The sequence below is a fragment of the Methylobacterium sp. 4-46 genome (assembly GCF_000019365.1).
In the GTDB taxonomy this organism is placed as follows: domain Bacteria; phylum Pseudomonadota; class Alphaproteobacteria; order Rhizobiales; family Beijerinckiaceae; genus Methylobacterium.
Genome location: NC_010511.1, coordinates 6,858,992 through 6,876,120, shown reverse-complemented (window position 1 = coordinate 6,876,120; position 17,129 = coordinate 6,858,992). Strand labels below are relative to the sequence as shown.

The following is a 17,129-nucleotide window of genomic DNA, read 5'->3' as shown; positions in this document are numbered from 1 at the left end:
TCCGCCCCCGCCGGTCGGCCCGGGCGGGGCCGATCACGCGTCCTGCTTGTCCCGCGCGGGCATCTCGGGGCCGACCTGCGCCACCTTCAACCCGGCCGCCATCGCCTGCAGGCGGGTCTGGGCGTCCTCCGGCTGGATCACGCCCGCCGACATCACCAGCTTGGCCGCGTCGTCGACGCTGATCGGCAGCTCGATCACCTCGCTGCGCGGGAGATAGAAGAAGAAGCCGGTGGTGGGGTTCGGCGCGCAGGGCAGGAACACGCCCACGTAATCCCCGCCCGGCGGCAGGGCCGCCTGCACGTCGCGGCCGGCGGGCGCCGACAGGAACACCACCGACCACGTTCCCTTGACGGGGAACTCCACCAGGCCGACCGTGCGGAACGAGGTGCCGCTGGTGGAGAACAGCGTCTCGAAGACCTGCCGCAGGCCCCGGTAGAGGCCCGAGATCACCGGCGTCCGGGCGAGCAGCACCTCGCCGAACTCCACCACCGAGCGCCCGACGAGGTTCGCCGTGAAGGCGCCGAGCAGCGTGAGCCCCACGAAGGCGATCAGCAGGCCGAGCCCCGGGATGTTGAAGGGCAGGTAATGGTCCGGCAGGTAGGTGGCGGGCACGAGCGGCTTGACCCAGCCGTCGATCAGGCTGATGCACCACCACGTGATGTAGATCGTGATCGCCAGCGGCCCGGCGACGATGACGCCGGTGAAGAAGTAGTTCCGCAGGCGGCCCCGGACGCTGACCCGCTTGCGGGCGGCGGGTTCGGGCTCGTGGATCAACGGCGACGGATCCTGCACGCTCTCGCCCTCACCAGCGCAGGCGCCCCCTGCCCGCGCACAGGTAACGGTTTGCTGCGCTGCGCTCAAGGCAGGCCCCCATGCGGCAACGACAGGATGCGGCCGCCCTGCGCGGCCTGATCGCCGGCGCGCTCGCCGATCCCCGCACGGGCTGGAGCCTCGGCGCCTACGGGGCGGCGATCCTCGTCCCGCCGGGGGCCCGCCCCCTGCCCGGCCGCCTCGCCGCCGTGGCGCCCGGAGGGGCGCTCGCCTTCGGGGATCCCGGCGCGCTGCGCGCCTTCGCGTACGAGACGGCGCTCGGCGGGGGCGCCTGGAGCCACGCCGTCGCGCTCTGCCTGCCGGCCGAATCCTGCCCGACCGGCCTGCCCGACCGGGTGACGGCGCTCGGCCCGGATCGCGCCGCCGCGCGGCCGGAGGATCGCGACGGCGAATTGTTCGACCTCGGTCTCGGCCTGCGGGCCGCGCGCCTGTGCCTGCGGGCGCGGGACGGGGCGGCGCTCGCGGCCCTGCGCGCCGCGCGCGGGCGGGCGCCGTCCGAGGCGGTGCTCGCGGCCCTGCTGGCCCTGCCCTGCGACCGCGTCGTGCTGGCCGGGGGGCACCGGGCGGAGGCCTTGCACCGGGGGGAGGCCTTGCACCGGGGGGAGGCCCGGCCCGGGGAGGATGCCGGGCCGCGGCTGCAGATCCTGCCGAAGCTGCTGCGCCAGCGGCGCAGCCACGCGGCGACCGCCCCGATCCCGGCCGGGCTGGTGCCAATCGGGTCGCTCCAGCCGCCCCACCCGCTCGCCGGGGGCGGGTTCGACGCCGCCCGCCACCGCGCCTTCCAGGCGCTCCTCGCCGCGTTCGGCGATCCCGACCTCCTCGCCCTGAAGCGGCGCGTCCTCGCCGGCGAGGCGGTCCCGCCGCCGGCCACCCGCGCCGGGAGGGGATCCCTGCGGGTCGCGCAGGCGCAGGCCCGCTGGCGCGACGGGCCGGGACCGGCTTAGGCCGCCAGGCCCGGTTTCCCGGCGCGCGACGAGTCTCGAGAATGGCGGGAGCGGCGCGGGACGGCCCAAAAAAGAGGCCGCCCACGAGGAGCGGCCCGAAGTCTAGGGAGGAAACGCCCATCGAGGGCAGCGGGGCCGCGACGCCAACGCGTCCCCGCGGGTTCCTCCCTAGCCCGGAAGCTTCCGCCCAAAAGTGCGGGAGCGCACATCGGCGCGGTCCCGGCCTCCTGCGCCGAAGCCGGGCGGGATCGCCTCGCGCCCTTCCGCTCAGGGCGCCGGCTGGCAGGTCTCGCAGTAGAAGGTCGAGCGGCCCGCCTGCACGATCCGCCGCACCCTGCCCCGGCAGCCCCGCGCCGTGCAGGCGAGCCCCTCCCGGTCGTAGACGCGGAACCGGTGCTGGAAGGCCCCCTGGGTGCCGTCCGTGTGCGCGTAGTCGCGCAACGTCGAGCCGCCGGCCGCGACGGCCTCGGTCAGCACGTCGCGGATCACCTGGGCGAGGCGGGCGGCGGCGCGGGTGGGCCGGCCCGCCGCGTCGGCCAGGGTGCCGGCCGCGGCCTCGGGATGCAGCCGGGCGCGGTGCAGCGCCTCGCAGACGTAGATGTTGCCGAGGCCGGCGATCAGCCGCTGGTCGAGGAGCGCGGCCTTGAGGGGCGTGCGCCGGCCCCGGAACAGCCGCGCCACCGCCTCGCCCGAGAGGTCGCTGCCGAGCGGCTCGATCCCCATCCCGGCGAAGTGGCGGCAGGTCTCCAGCTCCGCCCGCCGCACGAGGTCCATGAAGCCGAAGCGGCGCACGTCGTTGTAGGTCACCCGCGCCCCGTTCGAGAGCGCGAAGACGACGTGGTCGTGCTTGGCCTGGCCCGGGGCGCCTTCGAGGTAGAACTCGCCCGGGGAGAGCTGGCGCCCGTCCGGGAACACGACGTCGAAGCGCCCGCTCATGCCCAGATGCATGATCAGCGCGTCGCCCGAGGAGAGGTCGGCCACGAGGTACTTGGCGCGCCGCGACAGGGCCTCGACCCGCTGGCCGGTGAGGCGCGCGGCGAAGCGCGCGGGCAGCGGAAAGCGCAGGTCGGGGCGGGCGAGGTGGACCGTCGTGAAGCGCGCGCCGACGAGGGCGGGTTCGAGGCCCCGGCGCACGGTCTCGACTTCGGGCAGTTCGGGCATGACGGGTGCGGCGCGCGGCTCTCGGAGGGACAGGTTGCCGGCAGATGAGGTCTCGCGGCCGCGAAGGCCATGCGGCCCGTCGTCCGGGCAATCCGCCGGCGGGCTGCGCGCCGCCGGCGCCCGGCAGGGCAGAACGGACCGAAAATCCGGCGTCGCCCCCGTTCGTCGGAAGTAGTTCCTACATTGTGCGTCATGTTTTCCTAGGGTCATGGCCCCGCAAGTCGCGCTTCGCGCGCCGCACATACGGGTTTTTTACGGTGTTCGGCGATCAGGAACGGCGCGCGTCGCGCACCGGGCGGCAACGCTCGGCGCGATCGACCGGCACGGCCCGGAACGGCACCGCCCTTTGGGAGAATCGCCATGATGAATGCGATCGTCGCCAGCAGGTCCACGGCCCTTCTGCTTCTGCGGCCGCCCGCCACCCCCGGGACGGCCCCGCCGCGCCCCGGCGCGCGGGAAGGCCGCCTCTCGGAGGGACCCGCCCGTGTCGATGCCGGCGCAGCCAGCCAGGCGCTGTTCAGCGTCAACACCGTGACGCCCGAGAAGCAGGTGATCCGCCTGCTCGAACGCGCCGGCGCGGTGTTCGGCCTCGACCGCTCGCGCTACGCGTCGCTGACGGATTTCGCCTCGGCGATCAAGGCTGAGTTCAACGCCCTGCTGGCGAAGCCGGCCGACGAGGAGAAGGTCGTCGCGATCGGCAAGCGGCTGTCGCTCGACGCCGACACGGTCGCGCTGCTGAAGCAGCAGAAGGACCCCAAGATGATCGTCGACCTGATCGAGAAGCATCTGGGGTTGGACCAGCTCGGTGTGAGCTTCGCGACGTTGCTCAATGCCGGGCTGGACCCGCGCAGCGCCGAGGCCGAAACGCTGCGCAAGGCGCTGGAGGCGGTGAGGGAGCGCAACGGTGAGACGGCACCGGCCGGGCGGGGCGCGATCCGCCGGGACCGGGACGGGACCTATGCGCCGGACGCGGCCGGCCCGGCCGAGCCGCGCCCCTGAATCACGCGACTGCGCGGCGCCTGAGCGCGGCGCCTGAGCGAAGACGACATCCGCATGGCCGAAATGGGAGAGGGCGAAGCCATCAACAGGATGCCGGATGAAGGGCCGCGCGAAGAACCGCACCCCCGCCCGCCCGGCCCCGGATGGCGCGAACCCCGCGCCTTCGCTATGGAGGCGGCGCGAGGAGGACCCCGATGGCCGACGAGACCAGCACCGATTTCGGCTTCTCGCGCGTCCCCCTCGGCGACAAGCAGGGGCGCGTCAACGAGGTCTTCCGCTCCGTCGCCAAGCGCTACGACCTGATGAACGACCTGATGTCGGGCGGGCTGCACCGGGCCTGGAAGAGCGCGCTGATCTCGACCCTGCGCCCCTCGCGCCAGCGGCCGTTCCGGCTCCTCGACGTGGCGGGCGGGACCGGCGACATCGCCTTCCGGGCCCTCGACGCGGGCGGGCCGGACACGCAGGTGACGGTCCTCGACATCAACGACGCGATGCTCTCGGTGGGGCGCGAGCGGGCCGGCGGGCGCTTCGAGGGGCGGATCGCCTTCGTCGCCGGCAACGCCGAGGCCCTGCCCCTGCCCGACGATGCCTTCGACGCCTACACGATCGCCTTCGGGATCCGGAACGTGCCGCGCATCCCGCTGGCGCTCGCCGAGGCCTTCCGGGTGCTCAAGCCCGGCGGGCGCTTCCTGTGCCTCGAATTCTCCCGCGTGGACGTGCCGGGCCTCGACCGGATCTACGACGCCTACTCGTTCCGGGTGATCCCGCGCATCGGCGAGCTCGTGGCGGGGGACAGGGAATCCTACCGCTACCTCGTCGAGTCGATCCGCCGCTTCCCGACGCCCGGCGCCTTCGCGCGCATGATCGAGGAGGCGGGCTTCTCCCGGGTCACGCATCGGCCGCTCTCGGGCGGGATCTGCGCCATCCATTCGGGCTGGAAGATCGCGTGACGGACCCCGCATCGCGAGGCCGCCGGTCGTGCTGAGCGCGGTCTTCCACCTCCTGCGCGGCGTCGAGGTCGGCTGGGTGCTGGCGCGCGAGGGCGCGCTCGCCTTCGTGGACGCGGCCGCCCTCCCCCCGCACCTGCGCGCCTTCCTGCGGCTCGGCCGGCGGCTGGAGCGCCGCGGCCTCGGGCCGACCGCCCGGCTTCCGACCGCGCTCACGCGGCTCGGCCCCTCCTACGTCAAGTTCGGCCAGTTCCTGGCGACGCGCCCCGACATCGTCGGGGTCGCGGCCGCCCGCGACCTCGAACGCCTGCAGGACCGGGTGCCGCCCTTCCCGCAGGAGGTGGCGGTGGCGACCATCGAGGAGACGCTGGGTCAGCGGGTCGGCGCCCTCTTCCTCTCCCTCAGCCCGCCCATCGCGGCGGCCTCGATCGCGCAGGTGCACCGGGCCCGCATCCGCGAGCCCGGCGGGGCCGAGCGCACCATCGCCGTGAAGGTGATGCGGCCGGGCGTGCGCGAGCGCTTCGCCCGCGACATCCAGGCCATGCGCTTCATGGCGCGGGTGGTCGAGATCCTGCGCCCCGAGGCCGAGCGCCTGCGCCCCCGGGAGGTGGTGGAGACCCTCGCCCGCTCGGTCGCCATGGAGATGGACCTGCGGCTCGAAGCCGCCGCGCTCTCGGAATTCGCCGAGAACATCAAGGGCGACGAGGATTTCCGGGTGCCGCGGCCGATCTGGGAGCTCACCGGCCGCGACGTGCTGGCGAGCGAATGGATCGACGGCATCCGCCTCAACGACCGCGCCGCGATCGTGGCGGCCGGGCACGACACCGCGGCGCTCGGGCGCACGGTGATCCAGTCCTTCCTGCGCCACGCGATCCGGGACGGCTTCTTCCACGCCGACATGCATCCCGGGAACCTGTTCGTGGACCCGATGGGCCGGCTCGCCGCGGTCGATTTCGGCATCATGGGCCGGCTCGGCATCAAGGAGCGGCGCTTCCTGGCCGAGATCCTGCTCGGCTTCATCCTGCGCGACTACCGGCGCGTGGCCGAGGTGCATTTCGAGGCCGGCTACGTGCCCTCCCACCACTCGGTCGACGATTTCGCCCAGGCGATCCGGGCGATCGGCGAGCCGATCCACCAGCGCCGGGCCGACGAGATCTCGATGGCCAAGGTGCTCACCCTGCTCTTCGACGTCACCGCCCTGTTCGACATGAGCACCCGCACCGAGCTGGTGATGCTCCAGAAGACCATGGTGGTGGTGGAGGGCGTGGCGCGCTCCCTCGACCCGCGCCTCGACATGTGGACCACCGCCGAGCCGGTGGTGCGCACCTGGCTCGCCCGGAATCTCGGGCCGATCGGCCGGATCGAGCAGGCGGGCCGCGCCGCCCTGACCCTCGCGGACGTGCTGGCCGACGCCCCCGACCTGTCCCAGCGCCTCAAGCGCCTGCTGATCCGCCTCGACGAGGAGGCGCCGCGCGAGGGCGCGAAGCTCGAGCGGAAGCTGCGGGCCGAGACGCGGCGGGCCGTCTGGTCTACTCTCGGGCTCTGGGCCATCGCGGGCGCGGTCCTCCTCCTCGCCCTGCACTGACCCCCACGAGACTCCGGGAGACGCGCCCGATGCCAGCACGCCAGCGGCGGACCACGGGTCGCGCCCTCCTCGCCCCGCTCGCCGCCCTCGCCCTCGCCGGGGCGGCCCGGGCGGAGGAGCCCGTCCTCACCGACGGCAAGGTCAAGCTCGCGGTCCTCACCGACATGTCGAGCGTCTACGCCGATTCGACCGGCCGCGGCTCGCTCATCGCGGCCGAGATGGCGGTGCGGGATTTCGGCGGCACGATCGGCGGAAGGCCGATCGAGGTGGTCTCCGCCGATCACCAGAACAAGCCGGATGTCGGCTCGAACATCGCCCGGCAATGGTACGACCGGGACGGCGTCGACGTGATCCTCGACGTGCCGACCTCCTCGGTGGCGCTCGCGGTCCAGCAGATCGCCAGGGAGAAGGGCAGGATCCTGATCGTGTCCGGGGGCGGCACCTCGGACCTGACCGGGCCGGCCTGCTCGCCGACCGGCCTGCACTGGACCTACGACACCTACGCGCTGTCCCACGTCTCGGGCCAGGCGGCGGTGAAGCGGGGCCTCGACACCTGGGCCTTCGTGACGGCGGATTACGCCTTCGGCCACGCCCTGGAGCGGGACGGCGCCGCCGAGGTGAAGCGCTCCGGCGGCAAGGTGCTGTCGACCGTGCGGGCGCCCTTCGCCACCGCCGACTTCTCGTCCTTCCTGATCCAGGCGCAGGGATCGGGGGCCAAGCTCGTCGCCTTCGCCAATGCGGGCGGCGACACGGTCAACGCGATCAAGCAGGCGCACGAATTCGGCATCGTCCAGGGCGGGCAGACCCTGCTCGCCCTCCTCATCAACATCGACGACGTGCACAGCCTCGGCATCGACGTGGCGCAGGGGCTCCTCCTGACCACGGCCTTCTACTGGGACCGGGACGAGGCGACCCGCGCCTTCGCGACGCGCTTCAAGCAGGCCTACGGGCTGATGCCGACCATGCATCAGGCGGGGGTCTACTCGGCGGTCACCCATTACCTGAAGGCCGTGCGGGAGGCCGGCACCGACGACGCCCTCAAGGTCGTCGCCAAGATGCGGGAGATGCCGGTGGACGACATGTTCGCGAGGGGCGGCCGGGTGCGCGAGGACGGGCGCATGGTCCACGACATGTACCTGATGCAGGTGAAGACGCCGCAGGAATCGAAGGGCGAGTGGGACCTCTACAAGCTCCTGGCGACGGTCCCCGGCGACGAGGCCTTCCGGCCCCTGGCCGAGGGGGGCTGCCCGCTGGTGAAGGCGGCGCGGTGAGCGCCCGCGACCGCGCGCCGTGAACCGAAGCTGGCCCGGCGGCGCCTTCCGGCCCTCGCCCGGGTCGCCATCCTCGCCACTCCGCTCATCCGCCATCCGGTTGATGGCTTCGCCATCTCCCATCTCGGCCATGCGGATGTCGGCGTCGCTCAGGCGCCGCGCAGGCGCGTGATCCGGGATCCGCTTCGATCGAGCGGATCCCGGATCATTCCGTCGAACCGGCGCATGCAGCCGGTCCTCGCGGAGGCGCGGGGCGCCCCGCCCGTTCTCACCGGTGGAGCAGCCCACCGCCTTCGCGCGCGTCGTCACCCTGCGCTCGGCCTCGGCCTGCCGGACGGGTTGCTGGCGCGGGCGGACGAGGTCATCGAGGAGGCGCCGGGCGCGCCGCCGCCCGCCGGATCCGACTGCCCACGAGGCCCCCATGCTCCCCGAGGATTCCCTGCTTCCCGGCGATTCCGTGCCCCTCCCCCTCGCGAACCGCCGGGTGCTGCTCGTGATCGGGGGCGGCATCGCGGCCTACAAGTCCCTCGACCTGATCCGGCGCCTGCGCGCGCGCGGCGCCGCCGTGCGCTGCGTGCTGACGCAGGGCGCGCAGGGCTTCGTGACGCCGCTGGCGGCGGGCGCCCTCTCGGGCGAGCGGGTCCATACCGACCTGTTCGACCGGGACGACGAGGCCGATATCGGCCACATCAAGCTTGCCCGGCAGGCCGATGCGGTAGTGGTGGCGCCCGCCACCGCCAACCTGATGGCCCGGATGGCGGGCGGCCACGCGGACGACCTCGCCGCGACGGTGCTGCTCGCCACCACCCTGCCGATCCTGATCGCGCCGGCCATGAACGTGCGGATGTGGCTGCACCCGGCGACGCAGCGCAACCTCGCCACCCTGCGCGCCGACGGCGTCGCGGTGGTGGGCCCGAACGAGGGCGCCATGGCGGAGGCCGAGACCGGCCCCGGCCGCATGGCCGAGCCCGACGAGATCGCCGAGGCGCTGGTGGCGCTGCTGGCGCGCCGCGCCGGCAACCCCCTCGCGAATCCGCCGGCGGGGGCGCTGGCGGGGCGGCACGTCCTCGTCACCTCGGGCCCGACCCACGAGCCGATCGACCCGGTCCGCTACATCGCCAACCGCTCCTCGGGCAAGCAGGGCCACGCCATCGCGGCCGCGGCCGCGGCGGCGGGCGCCCGGGTGACGCTGGTCTCCGGTCCGGTCGCCCTCCCGGACCCGAAGGGGGTCACGGTGGTCAGGGTCGAGACCGCGCGCGCGATGCTCGCCGCCGTGGAGGCGGCCCTGCCCGCCGACATCGCGATCTTCGCCGCCGCCGTCGCCGATTGGCGCCCGGCCGCGGAGACCGGCGAGAAGATCAAGAAGGGGCCGGGCGGTCCTCCGGGCATCGCCCTCGTGGAGAATCCCGACATCCTCGCCACCATCGCGCGGAGGGCGCAGGGTCGCCCGCCCCTGGTGGTCGGCTTCGCCGCCGAGACCCGCGAGGTGGTCGCCCATGCCCGCGCCAAGATCGCCCGCAAGGGCTGCGACCTCATCGTCGCCAACGACGTCTCGGCGGGGACGGGCGTGATGGGCGGGGACCGCAACACGATCCTGCTGATCGGCCGCGACGGCGCGGTCGAGACCTGGCCGACCCTGGCCAAGGACGAGGTCGCCCGGCGCCTCGTCGCGCATCTGGCGGAGCTGCGGGCGGGCACCTGAGGGCTGATCCGGGGCGGCGCCGCAGCCCCGGCGCCGCCCGCGCCGGGGAGGATGCGCGGCTGATCCGGGATCCGCTTCGAGCAAGCGGATCCCAAGCCCGCGCGGCGCCTGAGCGACGCCGACATCCGCATGGCCGGAACGGGAGAGGGCGAAGCCATCAACCGGATGGCGTATCAGTCGCCGCAGGCGGCGCACTCGTCCGGAGCGGCGCCGCGCACCAGCAGACTGGAAACGGTCAGCGGCAGCATGTCGTGAAGCTGATGCAGGCCGATCAGAACGGGCGAGAACGGGGCGACCTGCGCCATCGCCGCGGCCTGAAGATCAGGCATCAGATGGGCGCCGAACTGGCGCCGCGAACTGACGATGCCGTTCACCTGATCGGCGCCGAAATGCGAGGCCATGGCGTCCCAGGCCTTGCTGAAACTCTGCGATGTTACGCGGATTCACCGGGCTCTCGCGCCGGCAGCGGCGCGCAGCGGTCCCATCATCTTTGTGGAGCGAGCGGCGCAATCCGGCACCGCCGCCACGGTGCCGGCCTGCGGCGGATGCGCCGTGCTCGGCCATCGTCCCGACGCGGGCCGCGGCCCATCCCGGCGGCCCGGGACGGATCCGGGAGGCGGAGCCCGACCCCCTCACCCTCCGGCCGGGGCGGCACGGCCGAAGGCGGGTGGCGGGCGCGGCGGCGAAGCCGCCCGCGGCCGTGCCGAAACGGTGCACTATACCGCAGGAGTCGATCCTTGGCGGGCGAGAGACCAGCTCTAGAATTCCGGTCTCCCCCGGTCGGAGGTTCCGATGCCCGTGCTGCTCGTGGTGGCGCTCGTCTGCGCCTCAACGCTCGATGCCAAGGATTGCACCCGCGACACCGCGCAGGACGTGATGACGGCGCCCGCGCATTCGCCCCAGGAATGCATGCTGATGGGTCCCACGATGGCGGCCCATGCCGGCCGCAGCCCGGACGCCACCACCTACGTCAAGACGCTCTGCGAGCGGCGCCCCTGAGGGCCCCCTACTCGGCCGCGAACAGCCCCGCCGGAGGCTCGGCCGCCCCCTTCGGGCCGCCCGGCGCCGCCTTGGGGTCGCTTGGCGCCGCCTTGGGGTCGCCTGGCGCCGCCTTGGGGTCGCCCGGGCCGGTCTCGCAGCCGAGGCCCGGGATCGCCACGATCCGGTTGCCGCGGAAATCGGTCCGGCAGACGACGGCACCGCGGCTCTCCACGAAGGCGAGGAGCCGCCGCGCCCGGCCGGGCGAGCGGGAGCCGATCGCCCGCGCCAGGGCCTCGTCCGAGGGGCACGGCGCCCCGGCGCGGGCCGCGCGGGCGAGGAGCAGGAACAGCCCCTGCACCTCCTCCGGCAGGCCCGCGCAGGCGTCGAGCACCGCATCCGCCTCGGCCTCCCGCCCGCCCTCCTCGAGCCCCGCCCGCGCTACCGCGAGCCGGCGCCGGAAAGCCGGCAGGTCGAGGGGCGCCCCGACCCGGCGCATGCGGCAGCGCACCAGGAAATCCTGGTAGAGCACCGCGACCGTGTGGTGCCCGGCATCCGGGTCGGCGGCGATCTCGCGCAGGATCGCCGCGAGGGCCGCCTCCCGCTCCTCCGGGCCGAGGGCGGGCTGCTCCTCGGGCTCCGGCGGCAGGGGCCGGGCCTGGGCGAGCTGCTGCAGCAGGTCGACCGGCGAGGGCCGCGGGGCGGCCGGGCGGGGCGCCGGCATCCGCGGCGGCTCGTCGGCGGCGGGGGTCAGGATGAGGTCGCGCAGGTCCTCGGCCGCGGGGGCGGGCAGCGGCACGAGCTTGGGGCTCGTCGAGCGCGGCGCGGTCGCGACCGGGCCGATGCGCAGGGTCAGCGGGCGCTTCGACAGGGCCGGCCCGAGCGCCACGAAGGAGCCGCGCTCCAGGTCGCGAAAACTCTCGGCCTGGCGCCGCTCCAGGCCGAGCAGGTCGGCGGCGCGGGCCATGTCGATGTCGAGGAAGGTGCGGCCCATCAGGAAGTTCGAGGCTTCCGCGGCGACGTTCTTGGCGAGCTTGGCGAGGCGCTGGGTGGCGATGACCCCGGCGAGGCCCCGCTTGCGGCCGCGGCACATCAGGTTGGTCATGGCGCCGAGCGACGCCTTGCGGGCCTCGTCCGAGACCTCGCCGGCGGCGGCCGGGGCGAAGAGCTGCGCCTCGTCGACGACGACGAGCACCGGGTACCAATGGTCGCGCTCGGCGTCGAACAGGCCGCCCAGGAAGGCGGCGGCGGCCCGCATCTGCGCCTCGACGTCGAGGCTCTCCAGGGTCAGCACCACCGAGACCCGGTGGGCGCGCACCCGCGCGGCGATGCGCTGCAGATCCGCCTCCCCGTGCGCCCCGTCGACCACCACGTGGCCGAAGCGGTCGGCCAGGGTGACGAAGTCGCCCTCCGGATCGATCACGACCTGCTGGACATGGGCGGCGCTCTGCTCCAGCAGGCGGCGCAGCAGGTGCGACTTGCCCGAGCCCGAATTGCCCTGGACGAGGAGGCGGGTGGCGAGGAGTTCCTCCAGATCGAGGGCGGCGGCCTGGTGGCCGGCCGCCACGCCCATCTCCACGCTGATCGTCATCACGGCTCCGCACTCACCCGAACCGGGGTTCTAACACGGGCGGGCCGGGCCGCGATCCGCGCCCGCGGGCCGGGTCCACAGGACTCCGCGGGGAGGAATCAGACGCCGTGCGGACGATCACGTCCGGCCGGACGATCACGTCCGGAATGCGGATGACAAGCCCGCGCGGCGCCTGAGCGAAGCCGAAATATCCGAGTGTCACGCGACACCGAAGGCCGCGGTCGCGAAGGAGATGAAGCTGCGCAGGCGTGGCGTCATGCGCCGGTCACGGTGGTAGAGAAGCCACATCGGTCTGTCACCCAGCCGCCACTCCGGGAACAGCCGGACAAGGCAGCCGGTCTCCATATCGCGCCGCACGAGGATCTCCGGCTGCATGATGATGCCGAGGCCCGCGCGCGCCGCTGCGCGGACTGCCTGGCCGCTGTTCACGGTGATCATGCGTGGAGGTGTCACCGCTCTCTCGTCGTCACCCCTCGCGAATGTCCACGGCGAACGCGCCGAAGGCGTGAAAGCGATGGCTTCATGGCCTTCCAGGTCGTCCGGATGGATCGGCGTTCCTCGGCGGGCGAGGTAGTCGGGCGCGGCGCAGACCACCATGCGATAGGGCGCCAGAGGTCTGGCGATCATGGCGCTGTCCTGGATCGCGCCGATGCGGAAGGCGAGATCGAAGCCTTCCTCGACGAGATCGACATTGCGATCCGACAGGGTGATGTCGAGTTCCACATCGGGTGCGGTCAGTCGATAGCCGCCAAGTGCCGGCATCAGCGCCTCTGCGCCGAAGGTGGTGGGCGCCGTGATCCGCAATCGACCCTGTACCCGCGTCTGCTGAAGCTCCGCGGCCTCTTGGGCAAGCGCGATGCGCTCCAGAATGTCGCGGCACTGCTCGACATAGCTCGCCCCGAAATCCGTCAGGCTTTGACGCCGCGTCGTGCGGTTCAGAAGGCGCGTGCCGAGGCGTTCCTCCAGCGCCGCGATCTGCTGTCCGACCATTGCCGGAGATTGCCCCAGCTCCGCCGCAGCGGCGCTCATCGAACCGGCCCGCACCGTCGCAACGAACGCCCGCATGCAGCGCACGATGTCCATTCAATGATATTCCTTCATAATAACCCGATGATTTGCCTCATTATCGTTCAAGCCGGCATCAATTACGACTCCTCGAAAGCCGTCCTCGAAGGAGTTGGATGTGATGCTCACGCGGTTTGCGGGACAAACGGTCGTCGTCACGGGTGCGGGAACCGGCATGGGGCGCGCGGCCGCGATCCGCCTCGCCAGGGAGGGCGCGCGCAGCGTTCTCGTCGGGCGGCGTCTGGAACCCCTCGAAGCGGTCGCTGCCGAGATCGCCGCGGAAGGCGGCTCGGCCTTGCCCGTCGCCTGCGACATCGGCAACCCGGCCGAGGTCGAGGCCATGGTCCGGCAAGCGACGCGCGCCAACGGCCGCATCGACGGCCTTTTCGCGAATGCCGGCGTTCTGGGCGCATTCAAGCCGCTCGCCGAGACGGACGCGACCGACTTCGAAGAGCTTGTCGGCACGAACCTCTTGGGAACCTTCCTCTCGATCAAGCACTCCCTGCCGCATCTTCGAGGCGGCGCCGTTGTGATCAACGCCTCGTGGACCGTCAACAGCGTCATGCCCGGCGCTGGCGCCTACGCGGCAACCAAGGGCGCGTTGATCGCCATGATGCACACGCTCGCCCTGGAGCAGGGGCCGCGCGACGTCCGCGTCAACAGCATCAGCCCCGGCATCATCCTGACGCCGATGGCCGACGCGGTTCTGGATCCGGCCTTCTCAGCCAAGCTGGCCGCCCATGCACCGCTGGGACGAAACGGGACACCCGACGACGTTGCGGGCACCGTCGCGTGGCTCCTCTCCGACGATGCCCGGTTCGTCACGGGTCAGGATATCCTGGTCGATGGCGGCTTCACGCTCGGAGGGCCGCGCCTGTGAGCGAGACCGCGACGGATCGCGGGCGGCATCCGGGAATGCCCCGCGTCGGTGGGTCCTGCTCACTTTGCCTGGATCAGGCGGCGAGCATCACCGATCCGGGGCAGTCGCAGTCCTGTCCCGTGAACGGAACCGACGGTCCCGAGACAAGACCGTTGGTGTCAGGCCGCGGTGAGCGCCCGCGAGTCGGGCCCGAGCCGCGCCAGCATGCGCCGGCGCCAGTCCTCGACCGGATCGTCGGGGTCCAGGAGCGGCCGCGCGCTCACGCCCCGCGCCCACAGGAAGGCGCCCATCACGGCGAAATCCGCGTAGAGCGGCGCCTCGCCGCCCAGATAGGGCTGCTCGCGCAGGCTCACCCGCACGGGCGAGAGCGTGCGCCGCAGCAGCTTCAGCTGCGCCTCCGGGTCGGGGCAGACCGCCTCCAGCGGCTTGCGGAACAGGGCCTCGCGGGTGCGGCGGAAGTAGTCCCGGTCGCGTGGGTCGAGCACCGCCAGGATCTCCGTGAGGAGGAGCGGCGCCAGCGCCGGGTGCAGCACCCCGTCCGTCCAGTGGACGATCACCCGGGTGAGCGCCTGCCCGGCCGGGCCGCCGAACAGGCTCGGGCGGTCCGGATGGGCCTCCTCCAGGTGGGCGGCGATGGCCTGGGACCCGGCCAGGGCGCGCTCGCCGTCGACCAGCACCGGCACCGTCTCGCTGCCCGCGAAGGCGATCGCCTCCTTCTCGGTGAAGCGCCAGGGCCGGCCCGCGAAGGACAGGCCCTTGTGCTCCAGGGCGAGGCGGATGCGCCAGCAGAAGGGCGAGAAGCGCCGGTCCGGATCGGCGCCCGCCAGTTCGTAGAGCGTCGGGTCCATCGCCGCCCTCAGTGCAGCACCAGGGCGGTGAAGGGCGGCACGTAGGCCTGCAGCATGACGAGGCCGCCGACCAGGCAGGCGAGCGCGATCGAGTGCCAGAACACGAAGCGCAGGATCCGGCTCTCCTGGCCGTAATAGCCGGTGGCGGTGGAGGCCACGACGATCGACTGCGCGTCGATCATCTTGCCCATGACGCCGCCGGAGGAATTCGCCGCCGCCATCAGGATGCCCGAGAGGCCGAGCTGCTCGGAGGTGATGCGCTGCAGGCCGCCGAACAGCACGTTCGAGGCCGTGTCCGACCCGGTGAGCGCGACGCCGAGCCAGCCCAGCAGGGTGCCGAAGAACGGGTAGAGCATCCCGGTGCCCGCGAAGGCGAGGCCCAGCGTGGCGTCCACCCCCGCGTAGCGGGTGAGCACGCCGAGCGCCAGCATCGCCGCGATGGTGATCAGCGAGGTGCGCAGCACCCAGATCGTCTCCAGGTAGGCGCGGACCAGCCGGATCGGGCCGAACCCCATGATCAGGCCCGAGATGATCGCCGCGAACAGCACGCCCGTGCCCGTGAAGGACATGTAGGTGAAGAGGAAGACGGCCGCTTCCGGGTGCGCCTTGGCGACCACCGGCGGCACCTTCATCACCATGTTGTGCAGGCCCTCGACCTCGTAGCGCCAGGTGAAGAGCGGGTTGACGAGGCTCTTGAACCAGCCCGTGCCCCAGATCGCCACGATCACCGAGAGGATGATCCAGGGCACCCAGGCCATCATGATCTCGCGCCGGCTCGCGGCGGGCGGGGTCGCGGCGGCCCCCAGGGAGGCGGGGCGGGCGGGCGCGTAGGCCAGGGAATCGTCGTGGGTGCGCAGCGCCGTCGAGGTCCAGATCTCGGACGGGTGCCAGACCTTCAGGAAGGCGACGAGCGCCCCCATCGACACGAGCGAGGCGCCGATGTCGACGATCCAGGGATTCACGTAGTTCGAGATCACGAATTGGGCCGCCGCGAAGGAGGCGCCGCAGACCAGGACCGCCGGCCAGATCTGGGTCATGCCGCGGAAGCCGGCGAAGACCACGATCAGCCAGAACGGCACCAGCAGCGAGAAGAAGGGGAGCTGCCGGCCGATCATCGCCCCGAGGAGGTAGGGGTCGTAGCCGGTCACCGAGGCGAGGCCCTGGATCGGCGCGCCGAGCGCCCCGTAGGCCACCGGCGCCGTGTTGGCGATGAGCGAGAGGCCCGAGGCGGCGAGCGGCGAGAAGCCGAGCCCGATCAGGATCGCCCCCGTCACGGCGACCGGGGTGCCGAAGCCCCCCGCCCCCTCGAAGAAGGCCCCGAACGCGAAGGCGACGAGGAGGAGCTGCAGCCGCCGGTCCGCCGTGATTCCGGCCACCGATTGCTGCAGGGTGGCGAACCAGCCCTTCTCCACCGTGAGCCGGTAGAGGAAGATCACGTTGAGGATGATCCAGCCGATCGGGAACATGCCGGTCACGACGCCCAGGAGGGTGGCGCGGGTCGCGAGGCCCACCGGCATGCCGAACAAGGCCGTCGCCACCACGAAGGCGATGACCAGCGAGATGACGGCGGCGATGTGGGCCTTCACCTTGCCGCTGGCGATCAGCGCGAGCAGGGCCACGACCGGAACCGCCGCCGCGATCGTCGACAGCCAGGCATTCCCGAACGGGTCGTAGACCTGATTCCACATGGCGCATCCTCCTGTTGTGCCTTGGCGCGCGCTTAACAGAGGGTTGCAAACGTCTCAACGCTCCCGGCCCGGTGCGGCCTTACGCCCTTCGGAGGGGGCGCCCGGCGAGATTTTTGCTGCACCGCACTTGCTGCACCCGCGAAGACGGGGCATGTTCCATCCGGTCGGATGGCGACAGGATGGCGCCGATGAGCGGAAGCGTGCAGGAGCTGCGGCCCCGGGCCGGCGACAGCGAGAAGATCACGATCAATCTCGGCTACGTCGATCTCGGGCACGTGGACCTGCTGGTCCGCGACGGGTTCTACGCCAACCGCACCGACTTCATCCGCACGGCGATCCGCAACCAGATCGACCGGCACGGCGAGGCGACCCGGCAGGCGATGGCGCGCAAGCGCGTCGAACTCGGCCTGCGGCACTTCGCCCGGGAGGATCTGGAGGCGGCCCGCGACGCGGGGACCCCGCTCGCCATCCGGGTGCTGGGGCTCGCGACCATCGCCTCCGACGTGACGCCCGACCTCGCCCGCGCGGCCATCGCTTCCGTGGAGGTGCTCGGCGCCCTCCATGCCAGCCCCGCCGTCAAGGCGGCCCTGGCCGACCGCATCCGCTGACGGCGGTCCGCCGCCCCTCCGCGCGCCGGGC

General features: G+C 72.7%; 16 protein-coding genes. 9 read left to right on the top strand and 7 right to left on the bottom strand.

Annotated elements, in window-relative coordinates:
- Positions 1 to 33: 33 nt before the first annotated feature.
- On the bottom strand, positions 34 to 792 hold the full coding sequence (locus tag M446_RS30270; RefSeq protein ID WP_012335900.1) for a DUF502 domain-containing protein: 759 nt from the start codon (positions 790 to 792) through the stop codon (positions 34 to 36).
- Between the two features lie 80 nt (positions 793 to 872).
- On the opposite strand from M446_RS30270, the gene M446_RS30265 reads away from it, so the two are divergent.
- The gene (locus M446_RS30265) at positions 873 to 1,775 is read left to right on the top strand and encodes a DUF6925 family protein (RefSeq protein ID WP_012335899.1); all 903 of its coding nucleotides are present in this window, start codon (positions 873 to 875) and stop codon (positions 1,773 to 1,775) included.
- Between the two features lie 267 nt (positions 1,776 to 2,042).
- Here M446_RS30265 and mutM read toward each other — a convergent pair whose 3' ends face one another.
- A complete protein-coding gene (gene mutM, locus M446_RS30260; protein ID WP_012335898.1) occupies positions 2,043 to 2,936 on the bottom strand; it encodes a bifunctional DNA-formamidopyrimidine glycosylase/DNA-(apurinic or apyrimidinic site) lyase in 894 nt (297 codons plus the stop codon).
- A gap of 363 nt (positions 2,937 to 3,299) precedes the next feature.
- Between mutM and M446_RS30255 the strand changes: the two genes are divergently transcribed.
- The 5 genes from M446_RS30255 (at position 3,300) to coaBC (ending at position 9,440) form a co-directional block, all read left to right on the top strand.
- The gene (locus tag M446_RS30255) at positions 3,300 to 3,935 is read left to right on the top strand and encodes a hypothetical protein (protein ID WP_265576469.1); all 636 of its coding nucleotides are present in this window, start codon (positions 3,300 to 3,302) and stop codon (positions 3,933 to 3,935) included.
- 194 nt (positions 3,936 to 4,129) lie between these two features.
- Positions 4,130 to 4,885 (top strand): bifunctional demethylmenaquinone methyltransferase/2-methoxy-6-polyprenyl-1,4-benzoquinol methylase UbiE, encoded by a 756-nt coding sequence (gene ubiE, locus M446_RS30250; protein ID WP_012335896.1) that lies wholly within the window; start codon positions 4,130 to 4,132, stop codon positions 4,883 to 4,885.
- Between the two features lie 28 nt (positions 4,886 to 4,913).
- Positions 4,914 to 6,467, top strand: coding sequence for a 2-polyprenylphenol 6-hydroxylase (gene ubiB / locus M446_RS30245; protein ID WP_012335895.1), 1,554 nt, complete (start codon positions 4,914 to 4,916; stop codon positions 6,465 to 6,467).
- Between the two features lie 29 nt (positions 6,468 to 6,496).
- Entirely contained in the window at positions 6,497 to 7,738 is a 1,242-nt protein-coding gene (locus M446_RS30240; RefSeq protein ID WP_012335894.1) for an ABC transporter substrate-binding protein, read from the top strand.
- Positions 7,739 to 8,159: 421 nt separating this feature from the next.
- Positions 8,160 to 9,440, top strand: coding sequence for a bifunctional phosphopantothenoylcysteine decarboxylase/phosphopantothenate--cysteine ligase CoaBC (gene coaBC, locus M446_RS30235; RefSeq protein ID WP_012335893.1), 1,281 nt, complete (start codon positions 8,160 to 8,162; stop codon positions 9,438 to 9,440).
- Between the two features lie 173 nt (positions 9,441 to 9,613).
- On the opposite strand, the gene M446_RS30230 is transcribed toward coaBC, so the two are convergent.
- Positions 9,614 to 9,841, bottom strand: a complete 228-nt coding sequence (locus M446_RS30230) for a hypothetical protein (RefSeq protein ID WP_043701794.1) — start codon at positions 9,839 to 9,841, stop codon at positions 9,614 to 9,616.
- A gap of 391 nt (positions 9,842 to 10,232) precedes the next feature.
- Between M446_RS30230 and M446_RS30225 the strand changes: the two genes are divergently transcribed.
- A complete protein-coding gene (locus M446_RS30225; protein WP_012335892.1) occupies positions 10,233 to 10,439 on the top strand; it encodes a hypothetical protein in 207 nt (68 codons plus the stop codon).
- Between the two features lie 7 nt (positions 10,440 to 10,446).
- Here M446_RS30225 and M446_RS30220 read toward each other — a convergent pair whose 3' ends face one another.
- Entirely contained in the window at positions 10,447 to 12,009 is a 1,563-nt protein-coding gene (locus M446_RS30220) for an ATP-binding protein (RefSeq protein ID WP_012335891.1), read from the bottom strand.
- 198 nt (positions 12,010 to 12,207) lie between these two features.
- Entirely contained in the window at positions 12,208 to 13,092 is an 885-nt protein-coding gene (locus M446_RS30215) for a LysR family transcriptional regulator (protein WP_012335890.1), read from the bottom strand.
- A gap of 103 nt (positions 13,093 to 13,195) precedes the next feature.
- Here M446_RS30215 and M446_RS30210 point away from each other — a divergent pair, with 103 nt between their 5' ends.
- Positions 13,196 to 13,954: an SDR family NAD(P)-dependent oxidoreductase gene (locus M446_RS30210; RefSeq protein WP_012335889.1), complete on the top strand. Its 759-nt coding sequence runs from the start codon at positions 13,196 to 13,198 to the stop codon at positions 13,952 to 13,954.
- Between the two features lie 158 nt (positions 13,955 to 14,112).
- Here M446_RS30210 and M446_RS30205 read toward each other — a convergent pair whose 3' ends face one another.
- A complete protein-coding gene (locus M446_RS30205) occupies positions 14,113 to 14,802 on the bottom strand; it encodes a glutathione S-transferase N-terminal domain-containing protein (protein ID WP_012335888.1) in 690 nt (229 codons plus the stop codon).
- An 8-nt stretch (positions 14,803 to 14,810) separates the two neighbouring features.
- Positions 14,811 to 16,490 carry an L-lactate permease gene (locus M446_RS30200; RefSeq protein ID WP_012335887.1) on the bottom strand — a complete coding sequence of 560 codons (1,680 nt, stop codon included), beginning with the start codon at positions 16,488 to 16,490 and terminating at the stop codon, positions 14,811 to 14,813.
- A gap of 188 nt (positions 16,491 to 16,678) precedes the next feature.
- Between M446_RS30200 and M446_RS30195 the strand changes: the two genes are divergently transcribed.
- Complete coding sequence (locus M446_RS30195) at positions 16,679 to 17,098, top strand: hypothetical protein (protein ID WP_026191034.1); 420 nt, start codon at positions 16,679 to 16,681, stop codon at positions 17,096 to 17,098.
- Positions 17,099 to 17,129 lie beyond the last annotated feature (31 nt).